Source organism: Lamprocystis purpurea DSM 4197 (assembly GCF_000379525.1).
Taxonomy (GTDB): Bacteria; Pseudomonadota; Gammaproteobacteria; order Chromatiales; family Chromatiaceae; genus Thiodictyon; species Thiodictyon purpureum.
The window spans coordinates 53,748-70,288 of sequence record NZ_KB902452.1 but is presented as its reverse complement, the minus strand read 5'-3'; the positions used below and the strand labels follow the sequence as shown (position 1 = coordinate 70,288).

The window sequence follows — 16,541 nt, the reverse complement described above, 5'->3', positions numbered from 1 at the left end:
CTTCGACTGGATCAATGACTGGACTTTTCGTCAACCCAGATGCTCCCAGACCGCTTGTATGACGACGAACAGAAAGGCGGTCGAACAACCGAACATTAGAAGGCCACTGATGGCCATCAGGGGGCCGAAGATTCGCCAGGGCGGCAGCAGCACGACATCGCCATAACCGAGCGCGGTCATCGACGTGGCGGAAAAATACAGTCCCGCGGAGAAACTCGGGGTCAGCCCCGCGCGCCAGATCAGGAGTCCCCAGGCCATGGACTCCGCGAGATGGGCGAAGAAGAGCATGACGAAGCAGCCGAAGATAATCGCCTTGCCGGCGCTGCGGGGGCCGAGATGCGGTATGAGCCAGGCGCCATACCTCTGCATGTGCCAGGCGACTTCAAAGAGCAGACTGGCGTGGAAAAAGAACAGGCTCGCAATTAACAGCCAAGCCAAGGAAAATACAAGATACACATGACGTCCGGTGATGCCGCCAGCGGATGGCATGACTCAACGCACCTCTATTGGTCTTGACAGCAACCCACTGCCCCAGCACCTAATGGCAAGGCCCGCTTGTGCCGCCAGTCGCGCAGGGCCTCGCGGGTGATCGCGTTGCTGGAGGCGTACTCGCGCGCCTGCACGGCACCGCCGCGCACGGCCTGGGCCATCTCGGCGGTGAGCGTGATCAGGCTAAGGCCGCACCAACGCCAAGGTATGCTGCGCGATCATCAACTCCTCGTTCGTCGGAATGACCCAGACTGACACCCGGCTGTCGTCGGTCGAGATGCGCGGGCCATTGCCGGCATTGCCCGCTTCGTCCAGGGTCACGCCGAGCCAGGAAAGCGCACGGCAGAGCCCCGCTCGCACGATGGCGGAACGCTCGCCGATACCAGCGGTGAAGACGAGCGCGTCAAGTCCACCCAACACCGCGGTATAGGCCCCGACGTACTTGGTCATGGCATAGACGAAGTACTCGATGGCTGCGGCGGCGCGCGGATCGGTGCTCGCTTGGAGGTCGCGCATGTCGCTACTGATGCCCGACAGACCAAGCAGTCCGGAGCGCTCGTACAGCATCTTCTCCAGTGACTCATCGGTAAAACACTTGGTGCGCAGCAGGTAGAAGAGCAGGTCCGCCGGGACATCGCCCGAGCGGGTCCCCATCGGCAGGCCGGACACCCCGGCGAAGCCCATGCTTGTCTCAATGCTCTTGCCGTCCAGCATGGCGCATAGGCTGGTGCCGCCCCCCAGATGCGCGGCGATCACCCGGCGCGCCCCAGGGGCGTATTTGGGTACCTGCCGGCTGATGTAGTCATAGGAGATGCCGTGATAGCCCCAGTGCCGCGCCCCGGCGTCCAGCACGTCCTTGGGCAGGGCATAGACCTGGGCGACCTCGGGCATCGTGCGATGGAAGGAGCTGTCGAAGACGGCTACCTGCGGGAGTCCGGGAAACACCTCGGCGAGTGCCCGCGCCCCGCGCACCTCATAGGCCTGATGCGAGGGCTCCATGACCACGAGCGATTCGAGATAGTCGAGCACCCCGGCGTCGATCAGCACCGGTGACTCGAAGCGGGTGCCGCCGAGCACCACGCGATGCCCGGCGCCGATCACCTTCATCCCTGCGCTGTGGTGCTCGATCCAGCCGATGACGAACTGCAAGGCGGCGCGGTGGTCGAGTTCCTGACCCTTGCCCCAGGCATGCTCGTCCAGGGTCTTGCCGCTCGTGTCCTTGACGATGAATTGCGGGTCGGTCTGCATCCCGTCGATTTGACCGTGACTGATCAGGGTCAGGTCGCCGGGTCCGCTAGCCGCGTAGGCGCTGAACTTCAGGCTGGTGGAACCCGCGTTGAAACAAACGATGGCGTCGCTCATGGCCGGTCACTCCGCGGTTTCGGGGTTCAGGATGCTGGGATCGCGCGCCAGTGCATCGGCGTAGAGTACGGCGGCGGCGGCCGAGAAGCGGCGCGCGGCGGCGGTGTCGGCGCGGCTGGTGAGGATCACCGGCACCCGGGCACCCACTACCAGACCGGCGGTCTGAGCATCGGCCATGAAGGCGAGGTTCTTGTACACCATGTTGCCGGCCTCGATGTTCGGCACCAGCAGGACATCGGCGAGGCCCGCGACCGGGGACTCGATGTGCTTGATCCGCGCGGCCCCCAGGTCCACCGCGGCATCGAGGTCGAGTGGCCCGTCGACGATACCGCCGACGATCTGGCGGCGGTCGGCCATCTTGGCGAGGATCGCTCCGTCGAGGGAGGCCGGCATCTTGGTTCGCACCATCTCCACGGCCGCCAGGACGGCCACCTTGGGGACCTCGATGCCGAGGGCGCGGGCGAAGCCGATGGCGTTCTGGCAGATGTCACGCTTCTGGTCGGTGTCCGGGGCGATGTTGAGCGCCACGTCCGTGACCACGAAGCGGCGCGCGTAGGTCGGCACCGAGACCATGGCACAGTGGCTGAGCAGCCGGCCGGTGCGCAGCCCCGCCTCTTTCTGCATCACCGCGTGCAGCAGCACGTCGGTGTGCAGGCTGCCCTTCATCAGGGCGGCGACCTCGCCGGCGCCGGCCGCCGCTGCCGCCTTCTGGGCCGAGTCCTCGGCGCCGTCCGCATCGACGATGCGGCATTTGGTAATATCGAGATCCGCCTTCGCAGCGACTGTCTTGATCTCCGCTTGTGGTCCGAACAGCACCGGCACGATCAACCCGGCCGCGGCGGCCTCCACCGCGCCCGCCAATGCATCGGTGCTGCACGGGTGCACGACGCCGGTCAGCATGGGCTTTGAGCCCCGGCAGCGCTCGATCAGCCGTTCCAGCCGATGCTCGGCCAGTTGGCGCTGCTGCCGGGTCGTCGGTGCCAGTACTTCCAGGGTCGCGGTCGCGACGACCTGGCCCGCCGCGTCGGTGCACTGGCCGTCGAGGACGACGATCCCGTGGTCTCGCTTCTCTCGCACCAACAACCGCGCGGTCAGGGCGGAGTCGATCGGCAACTCGGCCTTGATCTGCACCGAGGCGGCACGGACGCAGGACCCAGGGCCCGGCAGGGCCGAGCCGACCAAACCGGTCAGGATGGCGGTGACGATCCCGGCGGCGGCCTGGTCTTCGCCGGGGCCGGCGACCGTGTCCGGATCGCCGAAGGCGGCGGCCCAGGCCCGCAGGTCGCCGGCCTGCAGGGTGCGCTGCATGGCGGCGGTGTCGCCCTGGGCAATCTCATCGAAGGTCTTGTTCACGAGCGTCTGCATGGTAATGACTCCAGTGCGGATCTGGGCGCAACCTGATCTGGGCGACCGGCTCAGCGCGACCCCGTGGCGTGCTGGCCGGCCGCCTTGGCGGCGTGGACACGGCGGAAGGCCGCCAGGGACGCCAGCTTCTCGGTCGGCACCGCCAGGACCTGCGACAGTCGGGCGAGGCGTTCATGCTCGGCAGGGGTCGCGGGGTCACCTGCACCGATGATCGCATCCAGTTGTTTGAGCAACTCGGCACGCTCCTCGGCCTCCGGCACGAGTGTCGCCAGGGCCTCCACCGCGCGTTCGCGCTCGCCGAGCAGCACGAAGAACTGGTCGCGCACCAGCGACTTGAATGCGTCCAGCGACAAGTGCATGAACTTCTGGCGCGCGGCGTTGAGCGCGAGTGCGCAACGCTCGTCGAGTGAGCGCTCGGCGGCGATGACGTAAAGCACCGCCCGCGTCAGGGCCTCGTCGAAGCCGCCGCTGTTGAGCTTGGCGGCGTAGGCCGCCGCTTGCGCCTCACGCGCCGCCAACACCTCCGGCGAGGTGCCTGGGAGTTGGCGCACCGGGGTCGCGGTGTTGAGCCCGAGCAGCCCCTGTACCAGCGGCGCGCCGTAGAAGCCGAAGAACAGCTGCTCAGCGAACTGGTCACGCGCCGCGCGGTAGGCGTCCAGGTTGGCGACGATCTGATCGGAGACCTGCTGCTGCAGCGCGAGGAAGGGGTTGTCGGGCGCCGCCGGCTTGCGGTCGGCGGACACCGCAGTGGCGAGCTGTTGCATGCCCTTCATCCAGGGGTTGCTGTCCGCGAACAGGGTGTAGCTCAGGCGCAGCGGGTTCATGGTGCGGGCGAACTCTGCCGCCGGGTGGCTGACCATTGCGCGCACCAGCGGCTGCATCATGGTCCGGTAGATCGAGTGGTTCAGTTCCGACAGCCGGGCCGCGGCGGCGAAGGCGCGGTCGTCCTCCTCGCTGTTGCGCCCCAGGGCGCGGATGTCGTCGAGCGAGCGGGCCTCGAAGCGGCAGATCCAGTCACCGGTCACGAAGCCGCCCGGGGGCAGGTCGGCCGGGCGCGGGTCGATGACCATCTCATAGAGACCGGGCGGTAGGCAGTCGATGACGTCCATCAATTGCACGAACTCCTCGTCCTCCTTGGCCCCGACCTTTGAGGAGACGAAGATGGCGAGGTGTCCGACCTTTTGGTTCAGGCAATAGACGATGGTCCGGCCGGTGGCGCGGATGTCATCGACGTCGCGGTACAGATCGAGGATCCAGCCGAGCGTCTGCTGGGGCGGACTGATGTTGTCGCCAAGCGAGGTGAAGACGATGATCGGGGAGGTGATGTTGCGCAGGTCGAAGACCTTGCCGTCGCTCGACTGCAACTGGTTGCGGGTCAGCTTGTCGCCGACGAAGAGGTTGTCGACCAGGAACTGGAGCTCGTCGCCGTTGAGCTGGATGAAGTCGCCCCACCACTTCTCGAACTCCAGGAAGCGCTTGGCGTCGGTGTCGATGTTGGCATAGACATCGTACTGCTTGCCCCACAGCCAGTTGGCCGGGTTGAGGTTGTCGAAGTTGAGGATCAGCCAGGTCCCATCGAATTTGCCGTCGCTGAGATCGCTGGTCAGTGCCGTCAGCCAACTGCCGCCGAGCAGACCGCCGGAATAGCGCATCGGGTTCTTGCCGTGCACCCCTTGCCAGTAGGAGATCGGCGAACCGGCGACCAGGCAGGGGCCGAAGAGGTCCGGCCGCAGCATGGCGACCATCAGCGTCTGGTAGCCCGCCTGGCAGTTGCCGATGGCGAAGGGGCGCGGGGCGTCGGGGTGCATTTCGACGATGCGCTCGAAGAACTTGACTTGGCCCTCCACGATATGCAGGAACTGCTGGCCGGGCTCGGGCGTGGCCGCAAATCCGATGAAATACACGGGGTGACCGGCGGCCAGAGCATCGCCGATCTCGCTCTGCGCCTTGAAGCCGCCGATGCCGGGGCCTTGGCCGGCGCGCGGGTCCACCACCACCACGGGGCGTTTGCGCGAGTCGATGATGGTCCCGACCGGCGGGACGATACGCGAGAGCGAATAGTTGATCGGCTTTGGCAGCGAGCGGCCACTGATCAGGATTTCGTGCTCGAAGCGCAGTACGGTCGCCAGCGGCTGGGACGTGATCTCGGCCTGCTCGTTGCCGCGCTCGCGCAGCAATTCGAGGAAGAGTACGCTACGCTGAAAGGCGTCGATCAGATACTCCGGCAAGGCCCCGTTGAAGGCGGCGTAAGGCGCCCCGTTAAAGGCGGCGTAAGGCGTTGCGAGCGGACTCACTGTCGCGGCCGGCTTTGACACTGGATCAGTTGCCATCTTGTACTCCAATAAGGAAGGTTGGGTTGACTGGGTCACGGACCAGGGCTGCGAGGGACGCAAGAATCGAATCTGCACCCGTACAGAGCGTCTGCCTTCAGAACTTTCCTGATATAGCTACCGGACGTGATAACCGGACGTAGGGGCGGGTTTCAAACCCGCCTCTACACCAAGGCTCTGTCTGGATATCAGGTACGAAGGCTATAACAGGTAGCGACTTTAGCCATTGCGAAACGCGAGTCAATGCGGCGGGTACTCAAAATGGGCCATATCGCGCGGGGTGCGCCGGCCTTCAGTGGTGACCAGGAGCCGTAACAAAATCATCATGATCGGGGTCCATCCTGCCTTGGCACAGGCATGCGCACGCACCGCGCGGATGAGCCTGTGCACTGGCCCATATTGGGTACTTGCCGGCTTGCCGCCGCTCGCAAGGGTGCGCTAACTTTGGCCATTCGCTGACACGATCACAGCCTATTCCGGTCGCGACCGTAGTCGCCTCACTGAATGAGACATTGCCGGTCGCTACCGGTCGCATCCCAATCAGCGGATGCGCCTGGCCGCGTCGATCAATGCGGCCAATCATCGAGTCGTCGGTTCACCGAGAGGATTGCACCCATGAGCGAAAGTGAAGACAGTGAAAAGATCGAGCTGGCCCGCTATCACCGGGAGCTCGTTGAGGACGTCCAGCATGTGCTGAAGAAATACCTCCGCATCATGGAGTGGGACGTGCCGGACGTCGATGATGAGGGCAAGGCGCGGGGCCTGGTCATCCAGGCTATCAAGTCCGCGCTGGCCGAGGTCGAAGCGAATCAGGACTAGCGGTCCCAAAACCATTGATTGGGGAGATACCATGACCACCCTCACTGCGGTTGCCAACGTTGCCCCCGACGACGCCGCCGCCACTGTGGCGACGACGACGCCTCCAGCCGTCGCCGATGCCTCATCGGGTGCGGCGGCGCCGACCACCCTCGGCCCGGCTGCCATCGCGGCCGAACTCGCCAAACTCGGGACCTCGCCCAAGGGCCTCACCGCGGACGAGGCCAAGGGCCGGCTGGAGAAGGTCGGCCCCAACGCTATCGTCGCCCATGAGGAGAGCCGCTGGGCCAAGCTCATCGGTTATTTCTGGGGGCCCATCCCTTGGATGATCGAGGCGGCGGCCCTGATCTCGCTGGCGCGCCGGGACTGGCCCGATTTCGCGGTGGTGACGGGGCTCCTGCTCTATAACGCGGCGGTCGGCTTCTGGCAGGACAACAAGGCGGCCAATGCGCTGGCGGCACTCAAGAAGGGCCTGGCGCTCAAGGCGCGGGCGCTACGCGGGGGTCAGTGGTTGTCCATCGATGCCGCCGAGCTGGTTCCGGGCGATGTGATCACGGTGGCTGCCGGCGAGATCCTGCCGGCCGACTGTCTACTGATCGACGGCGATTATTTGAGCGTCGACCAGTCGGCCCTGACCGGTGAATCGCTGCCGGTTTCCAAGCGCGTGGGCGACAGCGCCTACTCGGGCAGTATCGCCAAGCAGGGCACTATGACGGCGGCGGTGACCGCGACGGGTAACCAGACCTTCTTCGGGCGTACCGCCAAGCTGGTCGCCTCCGCGGGCGCCAAGTCGCACTCCGAGAAGGCGGTCCTGCAGATCGGCGACTTCCTGATCCTGCTCGCCATTGCGCTCGCGGTGGTGCTGGTGGGCTTCCAGGTCTATCGCGATGTCGTGGTCGCCGATGTCTGGGGCTGGGACACGGTCGGCGCCATCGCCCAGTTCGTACTGGTGCTGCTCATCGCCTCGGTGCCGGTGGCGATGCCGGCGGTGATGTCGGTGACCATGGCCCTGGGGGCCCTCGCGCTCTCCAAGGAGAAGGCGATCGTCTCGCGACTCTCGGCGATCGAGGAACTGGCCGGTGTCGATGTGCTGTGCAGCGACAAGACCGGCACCCTGACGATGAATCAGCTCAAGCTGGATGCCCCCATCCCCTATGGTACGGCCCAGCCCCAGGACGTGGTCTTCGCCGCCGCGCTCGCAAGCCTTCGCAACAGCGAGGATGCGATCGACCAGGCGGTCCTGCATGCCCTGGCCGACCCCAAGGCGCTGGATACCGTCAAGCAGACCAAGTTCGTGCCCTTCGATCCGGTAAACAAGAAGACGGTGGCGACGATCACCGACGCCCAGGGCCGAACCTTTGAGTACGCCAAGGGTGCGCCCCAGGCCATTGCCGAACTGTGCGGACTGGACCCGGTCACGCGCGGTAAGTACGACGGTCAGGTCAACGACCTGGCCAGCCGCGGTTACCGGGCGCTCGGGGTCGCCAACTCCGGCGACGGCGGCAAGACCTGGACCCTGATCGGCCTGCTCTCGCTGATGGACCCGCCGCGGCCCGACGCCAAGTCGACCATCGCGGAAACCCAGAAGCTTGGCCTGGCGGTGAAGATGGTCACCGGCGACGACGTGGCCATCGGCAGCGAGATCGCCAAGCAATTGGGCATGGGCGGGCACCTGCTGGTGGCCGGGGATGTCTTCAAGGAAGGCGCGGACCCGGACCAGATCCCGAGGTCCGCCGCCCAGGCGGTCGAGCGGGCCGATGGCTTCGGGCGCGTCTTCCCGCAGCACAAATACCAGATCGTCAAAGCCCTCCAGCAGTTGGGCCATCTGGTCGCCATGACCGGCGATGGGGTCAACGATGCCCCGGCCCTGAAGGAGGCGGATTGCGGCGTGGCGGTCAGCGGCGCTACCGATGCCGCCCGCAGCGCCGCGGCCCTGATCCTGACGGCACCGGGACTCTCGACCATCGTCAATGCGATCGTGGAGGCGCGCAAGATCTTCGAGCGTATTCGCTCCTATGTCTATTACCGTATTGCCATGACGCTCGACATCATGTTCGTCGTGGTCATGGCCTATGTGTTCTTCGGTTTCCAGCCGCTGACCGCCATCATGATCGTGGTGCTCGCCCTGCTCGACGACATCCCGATCATGACCATCGCCTATGACAATGTGGAGACCGCGGCGCGGCCGGTGCGGTGGCAAATGCAGCGCATCCTGATCTTCTCCTCGCTGATGGGCCTGCTCGCCATCGCACAAAGCTTCGGCCTGGTCCTGGCCGGGATGGAATGGATGAGCGATCCCAAGTTGATGGCCCAATTCGCCCTCGACCACCATCACCTCCAGACCATGCTGTTCCTGCAACTCGCCGCCGGCGGACACCTGTTGCTGTTCGTGGTGCGCACCAGGCGCTCGATCTTCGTGCCGCCCTACCCAAGCGCGCCACTGTTCCTGGCGATCGTGGCGACCCAGGCCGTTGCGGCCCTGATGTGCGCGTACGGCGTCCTGGTGCCGCAGCTGCCCTGGAGCCTGATCGGTATCGTGTGGCTCTACGTCCTGGCCTGGATGGTGATCATCGACCTGGTCAAGTTGGCCTACTATCACATCCTTGATCAACGTGAGCTGAAACAGGCGCCTCTTGGCCAGCCGATTGCCGGGGGGCAGCCGGCATGAACTACACGAAGAAGCTGATCGTCGAGCCGGGCACCAAGGTACGGCTGAAGCAATTCGATCCCGCATACCAGGGCAAGGAAGGCAAGGGCGATGCCGAGCAGGATGTGGACAAGGAGCTTGCGGCGGTCAAGGTCAAGCTCGGCGACCTCCAGCGCAAGATGTACGGCGACAATCAGCACTCACTGTTGATTGTCCTGCAAGGGTTGGATGCCGCGGGCAAGGACGGCGTGTGCTGGCACGTCATCGGCGGCATGGACCCCCAGGGCTGCAAGGTCCAGGGGTTCAAGGTGCCGACCGCGACGGAGGCCGCGCACGACTTCCTGTGGCGCATTCACCCACACGCCCCGGCCAAAGGCGAGGTGGCTGTATTCAATCGCTCGCACTATGAGGACGTGCTGGTCACGCGCGTCCATCAGCTCGTCCCGCGCAAGGTCTGGGAACGGCGCTATGACCTGATCAATGAGTGGGAGCGGCTGCTGGCCGTCGAGAACGGCACGACGATACTCAAGTTCTGCCTGGTCGTCTCTAAAGAAGAACAGCTCAAGCGCTTCGCGGAGCGGTTGGATGACCCCGATCGGCAATGGAAGATCAGCGATTCCGATTACAAGGAGCGCGAATTCTTCGACGATTACCTGGATGCCTTCGACGAGGCACTGGAGCGGACCTCGACCGAGCACGCACCCTGGTTCACCATCCCGTGCGACCATAAAGGGTTCCGCAACCTGGCGGTTGGCCACATCGTACTCGAGGCCATGGAGGCGCTGGACCTGAAATACCCCAAGCCGACAGTGGACCTCGACCAGATCCGGCGCGAGTATCATGCGGCGGCGGTTGAGGAGACGGGGGGCGGCAAGCGCAAGAAGGGCTGAGACAGGCCGATTGCTGCCGATCGTTCGGCGACAGCGACAGCGATTTTGCTCGTTGCTTAGGAGTTTGCGAATGGCAACAGCGACCACCACCAGGCGCGGATTGCGGTTGCCGGTAGCGGAATTCGACCGCTCGCAGCTGACCGCTCTGGTCGGGGCTGACGGCTTCTTCCCGGGGTTGGATGCCGTACTGAGCGCGTTCGACGCACGGCCATCCAGGGGTGGGGTTCCGAGTGGCTGAGGGGCGCATCCTGGGCCTGCATGGTTGCGCCTTCCCCCTCCTGGCCTTGAGCGGTGGCCTGCCGTTATCGTCGTTCCAGCCGGCCCTGATAGGTCCGCACAGCGGACCCTACGGTAAGGCCGCGATTCGTGGGGTCCGCTGTGCGGACCAGCGGCGTCGTAGACTGCCTCCGGGCCGGGATTATGATCAATGCCCGGTGGCGCGCACCGAGCCGTCTTGGGACAGACGGCGGTGTTTCCGTCGGCGCCGCAATCTGCGCCGGCCTCACCCATCCACGGCCGCGATTTCATGATGTATCGGCTGATCCACTGGGCTCTACGGCTCGGACTGCTAGCCCTGATCCTGCTTGCCGTCCTGCTGACGGCCCTGCGCCTGGCCCTGCCGCTCGCCGACCGCTACCGCGAACCCTTGGCCCAGGCCCTGTCCGCCCGGCTCGAGCGTCCCGTCAGCGTTGAGACGCTGCGGCTGCGCCTCGTCGGTTGGTCGCCCCAACTGGTGCTCGCCAACGTGACGATCGGCTCGCAGGGGGGCGGGGCCGACCTGTTGCGCCTGCACGCCCTGCAACTGGACCTGGACCCGTTCGCCTCCCTGATGGCGGGCGAGCCCCGCCTGAGCCTCCTCACCCTGGTCGGTGCCGAACTGGCGCTGCATCGCGCACACGACGGTCGGGTGAGCCTGGTCGGGCTGGGCGATTCGGGCACGGACGATCCGGGTGCGCTGGCGCTCCTCCTGACCGCGCGCGAGCTCGCGATTACCGATGGGGACCTGCACTTTGCGGACGATGCCCTGGGTGGGGCGCAGGGCCGGCTCGCGCGATTGAGTCTGCGGCTGCACAACACAGGTCCACTCCACCAGTTCGCACTCGCTGCCAGCCTGGCCGCCGCCGCGGCACCCGGGCCCGTGGCAGACCCGGTTGCCGCCCCGGTCGCCGTGCCGATCGAGGCGCAGCTCGCAGTGCGTGCGGACCTGCGGGGGGCGGCGGGCGATACGCGCCGGTGGAGCGGCGAGGTCTGGCTCAGCCTGGCCGGTGGCGATCTGGCCCCCTTGGTGTTTGCGAGTCTGCCCGGGCCGGGACTGGTGAGCAGCCAAGGGGTGCGCCTGGAGAGTTGGAATCAACTGGAGCAGGGGGAACTGCGCGAGAGTCTCAATCGGGTCGGGATGGACGGTGTGGTCATGCGCCGTCCTGCCGGACCCGATCCAGCCGGGGTCGCCACGACCGATCCCAAGGGCGATCCAGGCGGCGACACAGTGGGCACGGGACCGACAACGTCGCTGCCCCTGCTGGTGCTGGACCATCTCGACGGCCTGGTCCGTGTCACCCCCGATGACCCCGGTTGGCGTGTTGAGACGGCGCAACTCGGGCTGGCGGTAGATGGCGCCGGGGTCACGGACCTGGGGCTCGATCTGCGGTTGGCCGCGGACGCGCGGCCACTCGCACTGGACTTGGCGGTCGCCGACCTCGACCTGCAACTCGTCGCGCGGGTGCTCGGCGCCTGGCCCCGGTCACTGGCCCTGGACACGTCGGCAGTGGACCCGTACCGGATTGCCGCCCTGGACCCGCGCGGCCGGCTCGGGCGACTCGCGGTACGGGTCCGGCTGCCGCCCCAGGGGCCGCCGAGCTGGCAGGTGGCAGCCGACATCCGGGGACTGGGCCTGCGGCGACAGGGACAATGGCCCGGCGTCACTGGGCTCAACGCCATTCTGCGGGCGAATCAGGACGGGGGAACCGTCGGGTTGGGCACCAACGGACTGGGACTCGACCTGCGCCCGCGCCTCGACTCCATCCTCCAGTTCGAGCGCCTCGGCGGGGGGCTTACCTGGGCGCGCGGTCCGGCCGGCGGCTGGCAGGTCGCGAGCACCGAGCTGGTGCTGGGCAATCAGGACCTCACCGCGCGAGGGCACTTCACCCTGGATTTGCCAGGCGCTCCGGCGGGACCCGCGGACGCGCCGGAGACCGGCCCTGTCCTGGACCTGCAAGCGGGCATCGAGGACGCCGACCTGGCCCAGATTCGGCGTTACCTGCCGATCGCGGCGTCGGACACGGGTGCGGCCGGCTGGCTTGGCCAGGCACTGGTCGCCGGCCGTCTCCCGCGGGGCGACTTGGTGCTGCGCGGCCCGCTTGATCGGTTTCCCTTCCGCGCCGGGGAGGGCCGCTTCGAGCTCGACTTGGACTATCGGGACCTGGTGCTGCGGTACCTGCCCGGCTGGCCGCCGATCGAGGCCGCCGCCGGCGGGCTGCGCCTCGCCGCACAGCGGCTTGAGGTCCGGTTGGACCAGGGGCGTCTCTATCGAACCGAGCTGAGCCAGGGGCGGGCCGCCATCGCCGACCTCTGGAACCCGCGTCGGTTGTCGATCCAACTGACGGCCAGCGGGCCCTTCGCCGATGGGCTGCAATTCGTCCGCGACACCCCCCTGGACAGACCCCTGGGACCCCTGGCGCGTGCCCTGGAGGTCGATGGCCCTTCGCAACTGGTCCTGGGCCTGGATCTCCCCCTTGATGCGGCCGGGGCCTTGAAGCTCGACGGGCGCTTGTCCTGGCCGGGCCCCGCCGGCCTGCGCCTGCTCGGCACCCCGCTGCAATTGACCGCGCTCTCCGGCGACCTGCGTTTCGGCCTGGGTTTGGTGCAGGCCGACGGCATCCGCGCCCGGCTCTGGGGGGCGCCGGTCACGCTCGCCATCGGCACGGTCGCTGCCGGGGGCCCGCGCTCGGCAGCGACGCGCATCCAGGCCCGTTCCCGCACCGCGGTCGCGGCCTTGGCAGAGGCCTTTCCGTCCCCCTGGTGGCGGGTCGCAAGCGGCGACCTGGGCTGGGACCTGGCGGTCGACCTCTACACTTCCGGTCTCACCCGGGGCGCTCCAAGCCGGGGCAATACCACCCGCGGCGACCGTTCGGGCCAAAGTACGCCGTTCGGCTTCACGCTGCGCTCGGACCTGCGCGGTCTGGCCCTGGACCTGCCCCGCCCCCTGGGCAAGGCCGCGGCCCCACCGCGGCCCCTGGCACTGACCGGTGTGCCGCTTCCCGGCGGTGGGCTGGCCGTCAGCGGCAGTTGGGAGCCGCTGGCCTGGGACCTGGTCCTGGACCCCGACGCGGCGTCGCCGCTGCCGGCGGGCGGTCGGGTGACCCTGGGGGCGCGGCGGGCCGCGCCGCCGCCGACCTCGGGTCTGGTCATCGACGGGTCCCTCAAGGAGTTGGACCTGCCGGCCTGGCGCGGCTGGTGGGAGCGCGTTGCCGTTGGCCTCGGCGCTGGTCTCGGCATTGGCCGCGACGCGCCCGGAGCTCTCCAGCGGTCGCTGGGCCCAGTGTCGGCGGACGTGCGGCTCGCCCGACTCGATCTGGGTTGGGCCAGCCTGACCGACGCCCAGGTGCAGGCCGCCCCGGCGGCCGACGGTTGGGCCCTAAGCCTCAACTCGCGCCAACTGGCCGGCCAGGTCCGATTGCCAGCCGTCGCGACCGGGTCGGCGCAGCCGCTGGTGGTCCAGGTCGAACGTATCGACCTCAAGGCCCTGAGGCCCGAGCGGACGGCTGAGCGCGGCGCGCTGGGGGTGCAACCGGCCCCGACCGCCGCGGCGCTCGCGCTGCCGCGCCTGCCGGCCCTGGACCTGCGGGTTTCGGACCTGCGGTGGGGAGCGGCCGGGCTCGGTCATCTCGCGCTGGAGGTCCGCCCACACGGCAGCGGGATCGAGGTCGCGCGGATCGACTATGCAGGCCCGGGCGACACGCGGGTGACCGGGAGCGCCGACGCGCAGGACGCACCGGACGGCACCGGCAGCCACCTCGTCCTGGCCCTCAAATCCACCGACACCGGTGCCTTGCTGCGTGCCCTGGATTACGCCCCCCTGCTGAGTCCTGCCCTGGTGGATGCGCGCCTGCGGCTCGGGTGGGCGGGCGGTCTCGGGGACTTCGCGCTGTTGCAGTCGACCGGGCGGATCGAACTCGACGTGGGACCTGGGCGCCTACTGGACGTGAATCCCGGGGTCGGCCGGGTGCTGGGTTCCCTCAACAGCTTTCTCAACCTGTACAAATTGCGCCGCCGACTGTCCCTCGACATCGCCGACCTCTACGCCCGGGGGTTCGCCTTCAACCGCATCACCGGACGGATCGAGCTGGGTTGCGGCCAGGCGCGCGTGCAGACTTTCGAGATCGCGGCCAGTTCCAGCGACATCCAGGTCAGGGGCATCGCCGACTTGCGCACCCGCACCTACGACCAACTGGTCACCGTGGTCCCCAGCCTCGGCACCAGCCTCGCCCTGGCGAGCGGGGTGGCCGCGGGTCCGGAGGCCGGCGCGGCGGTCTATTTGTTCAATCGGCTCACCAAAGGCGCCCTCAATCGTCTGGCCAGTTACCAGTACCGCATCACCGGCCCCTGGGACCGGCCGGACATCACCCGGCTCGGCTGGTAAGGCCGGTGTGCCCGTATCGATGCACATATTGAGAAGTTGCGCTCAAGGTCTCGAATAGCGGAAGTCGGCCTAAGCGCTGGCCGACCTCCAGATAGGTCTTGGCCCATTCTGGGTAACCATCGAATTGCTTGTGCCCCCAACCGCCAATTAGCATCGGTTTTCGACAACCTGACCAACCGGAGACCGTCAAGTGAGCAATCTTATCGTAATATCGTTTCCCGATGAGCAGACCGCCTTCGAGCTGCGGGCGGCCCTTGCCAAGCTGCAACAGGAGTACCTGATCGACATGGACGACGTGGTCGTCGTGACCAAGGACGCCGCCGGAAAGATCAAACTCCACCAGGCCACGGACCTCACCGCCATGGGCGCGGTAACGGGTGGTTTCTGGGGCATGCTGGTCGGAATGCTGTTTTTCATGCCCTTCGTGGGTGCGGCCGTGGGGGCTGGAGCCGGCGCACTGTCGGGGCGCTTCACCGATCTCGGGATCAATGACGACTTTATGAAGCAGTTGGCCGAAAAGTTTCAGCCCGGCTGCTCCGCCATTTTCATCCTGGTGAAAAAGGTCACCCCGGACAAGGTTCTGGCAGCGCTGGAGCCATTCAAGGGCAAGGGCCATGTCATCCAGACCTCGCTGACGAAGGATGAGGAGAACGGACTCAAGGCGTTCATCGAGGCCCATCCGGCGGCGGCCCCGGCAGCTTGACCGCCCGCCGGGCGCGCGGCCCTGGTTCCTGGCTGCTATTGCCGGCGACACGGGCCGAACGCAAGACACAGGGTTACAATTTTATGCGTGCTCTCTGCCTGCTTGCAGGCGTACTTTCAGTCCTATCGGCGACAGCATCTTCGATCCGTTTGCGGACAGCGCGCTGCTGTTCAACATGCTAAAGGATTCGTTGAAACGAGGAGATGACCACCGCTCAAACCTCCTGGCGATGAAGAAGGCGTTCCTCGGCGGCATGCTCCGCGACATCCTGGCCGACCATGCGCGCTCGCTCGCCGAGTTTCCGCCGCGCCAATCGGGCGGGACTTTGACGCCAAACTGGACGAACCCGGATTGACCGGCGCGACCGCGCCAAGGAGAGCCCAATGGGCCAATCATCCACTCATGCCCTGATCTTCGCCGGGGGGCTGTTCCTCGGGATGCTGGTGCTCCTGGAGGCGGGGCGTCGCATTGGCACTCGGGGCTCGGCGCGGGAAGCGGAACGATCACGGCAGGGCGTCGGCATGCTGGACGGTGCCGTGTTTGCCCTGCTGGGATTGCTGATCGCCTTTACGTTTTCCGGGGCGGGTACGCGTTTCGACGAACAACGGCAACTGGTAGTGGTGGAGGCCAACGCTATTGGCACCGCCTGGCTGCGCTTGGATCTGCTTCCCGCCGGCGCGCAGCCGGCTCTGCGGGAATTGTTCCGACGGTACCTGGACTCGCGGATTGCCACCTACAAGGAATTGCCCGATGTCGCAGCGGCGAAAATGGAACTGGCACATTCGCTCCAGCTTCAGGGTGAGATCTGGAACAGCGCCGTCGCGGCGTGCCGTGACTCCGGTGTCCAGTCCGCGCCCATGTTGCTCCTGCCGGCACTGAACCAGATGATCGACATCACCACGACGCGCGCTGAATCAGCGCTTCGGCATCCGCCCATGGTGATTTTCGTCATGATCGCGGCGCTTTCGCTGACGGCGTCGCTGCTGGCCGGCTATGACATGGCGGGCGGCAAGTCCCGCTCCTGGGTCCATATCTTCGGTTTCGCGGTGGTGACGGCAGTGACCGTGTATGTCATCCTCGACCTGGAATACCCACGGCTCGGTTTGATTCGCATGGAGAACTCCGACCAGGTGTTGATTCAATTGCGGGAAGGCATGAAGTGATTGTGGCCTGCGCGGCTGCGCCCAGCCCAATCATGATCGCCGGCTTGCAGCCGCCTCGCGGCGGGAGCTTCAGCAACTGCTGACCCTATACCGCAGTTGACTCAGGTGTCGTCGCTGTACTGGACCTGTCCCCTAGC

11 protein-coding genes are annotated in these 16,541 nt (G+C 66.7%); 7 read left to right on the top strand and 4 right to left on the bottom strand.

Annotated elements, in window-relative coordinates:
• Positions 1-30: 30 nt before the first annotated feature.
• From A39O_RS0108740 to A39O_RS0108720, 4 genes are all read right to left on the bottom strand, one after another.
• Complete coding sequence (locus A39O_RS0108740) at positions 31-489, bottom strand: ion channel (protein WP_020504291.1); 459 nt, start codon at positions 487-489, stop codon at positions 31-33.
• Positions 490-672: 183 nt separating this feature from the next.
• Positions 673-1,851 (bottom strand): acetate/propionate family kinase, encoded by a 1,179-nt coding sequence (locus tag A39O_RS0108730; protein ID WP_020504289.1) that lies wholly within the window; start codon positions 1,849-1,851, stop codon positions 673-675.
• 6 nt (positions 1,852-1,857) lie between these two features.
• The gene (locus A39O_RS32715; protein ID WP_020504288.1) at positions 1,858-3,216 is read right to left on the bottom strand and encodes a bifunctional enoyl-CoA hydratase/phosphate acetyltransferase; all 1,359 of its coding nucleotides are present in this window, start codon (positions 3,214-3,216) and stop codon (positions 1,858-1,860) included.
• Positions 3,217-3,266: 50 nt separating this feature from the next.
• Complete coding sequence (locus A39O_RS0108720) at positions 3,267-5,546, bottom strand: DUF3141 domain-containing protein (RefSeq protein ID WP_157639871.1); 2,280 nt, start codon at positions 5,544-5,546, stop codon at positions 3,267-3,269.
• A 615-nt stretch (positions 5,547-6,161) separates the two neighbouring features.
• On the opposite strand from A39O_RS0108720, the gene A39O_RS0108715 reads away from it, so the two are divergent.
• The 7 genes from A39O_RS0108715 to A39O_RS0108685 all read left to right on the top strand — a co-directional run bounded on the left by A39O_RS0108715 (position 6,162) and on the right by A39O_RS0108685 (position 16,404).
• Positions 6,162-6,365: a hypothetical protein gene (locus A39O_RS0108715; RefSeq protein ID WP_020504286.1), complete on the top strand. Its 204-nt coding sequence runs from the start codon at positions 6,162-6,164 to the stop codon at positions 6,363-6,365.
• A 31-nt stretch (positions 6,366-6,396) separates the two neighbouring features.
• Complete coding sequence (locus tag A39O_RS0108710) at positions 6,397-9,030, top strand: plasma-membrane proton-efflux P-type ATPase (RefSeq protein WP_020504285.1); 2,634 nt, start codon at positions 6,397-6,399, stop codon at positions 9,028-9,030.
• Positions 9,027-9,899 (top strand): polyphosphate kinase 2 family protein, encoded by an 873-nt coding sequence (locus A39O_RS0108705; protein ID WP_020504284.1) that lies wholly within the window; start codon positions 9,027-9,029, stop codon positions 9,897-9,899. Before A39O_RS0108710 ends, A39O_RS0108705 begins: the two co-directional genes overlap by 4 nt.
• A 526-nt stretch (positions 9,900-10,425) precedes the next feature.
• The gene (locus A39O_RS0108700; RefSeq protein ID WP_157639869.1) at positions 10,426-14,538 is read left to right on the top strand and encodes a YhdP family protein; all 4,113 of its coding nucleotides are present in this window, start codon (positions 10,426-10,428) and stop codon (positions 14,536-14,538) included.
• Between the two features lie 190 nt (positions 14,539-14,728).
• A complete protein-coding gene (locus A39O_RS0108695) occupies positions 14,729-15,241 on the top strand; it encodes a DUF1269 domain-containing protein (RefSeq protein ID WP_020504282.1) in 513 nt (170 codons plus the stop codon).
• Positions 15,242-15,470: 229 nt separating this feature from the next.
• Positions 15,471-15,596 (top strand): hypothetical protein, encoded by a 126-nt coding sequence (locus tag A39O_RS43115; protein WP_020504281.1) that lies wholly within the window; start codon positions 15,471-15,473, stop codon positions 15,594-15,596.
• A gap of 28 nt (positions 15,597-15,624) precedes the next feature.
• The gene (locus tag A39O_RS0108685) at positions 15,625-16,404 is read left to right on the top strand and encodes a bestrophin-like domain (protein WP_020504280.1); all 780 of its coding nucleotides are present in this window, start codon (positions 15,625-15,627) and stop codon (positions 16,402-16,404) included.
• Positions 16,405-16,541: the final 137 nt, after the last annotated feature.

Excerpts from the sequence above, each read along its gene's own strand:
- A39O_RS0108730 (WP_020504289.1), bottom strand. The coding sequence starts at position 1,851 with ATGAGCGACGCCATCGTTTGTTTCAACGCGGGTTCCACCAGCCTGAAG.
- A39O_RS32715 (WP_020504288.1), bottom strand. The coding sequence starts at position 3,216 with ATGCAGACGCTCGTGAACAAGACCTTCGATGAGATTGCCCAGGGCGAC.
- A39O_RS0108740 (WP_020504291.1), bottom strand. The coding sequence starts at position 489 with ATGCCATCCGCTGGCGGCATCACCGGACGTCATGTGTATCTTGTATTT.
- A39O_RS0108720 (WP_157639871.1), bottom strand. The coding sequence starts at position 5,546 with ATGGCAACTGATCCAGTGTCAAAGCCGGCCGCGACAGTGAGTCCGCTC.
- A39O_RS0108700 (WP_157639869.1), top strand. The coding sequence starts at position 10,426 with ATGATGTATCGGCTGATCCACTGGGCTCTACGGCTCGGACTGCTAGCC.
- A39O_RS0108710 (WP_020504285.1), top strand. The coding sequence starts at position 6,397 with ATGACCACCCTCACTGCGGTTGCCAACGTTGCCCCCGACGACGCCGCC.
- A39O_RS43115 (WP_020504281.1), top strand. The coding sequence starts at position 15,471 with ATGAAGAAGGCGTTCCTCGGCGGCATGCTCCGCGACATCCTGGCCGAC.
- A39O_RS0108685 (WP_020504280.1), top strand. The coding sequence starts at position 15,625 with ATGGGCCAATCATCCACTCATGCCCTGATCTTCGCCGGGGGGCTGTTC.
- A39O_RS0108705 (WP_020504284.1), top strand. The coding sequence starts at position 9,027 with ATGAACTACACGAAGAAGCTGATCGTCGAGCCGGGCACCAAGGTACGG.
- A39O_RS0108715 (WP_020504286.1), top strand. The coding sequence starts at position 6,162 with ATGAGCGAAAGTGAAGACAGTGAAAAGATCGAGCTGGCCCGCTATCAC.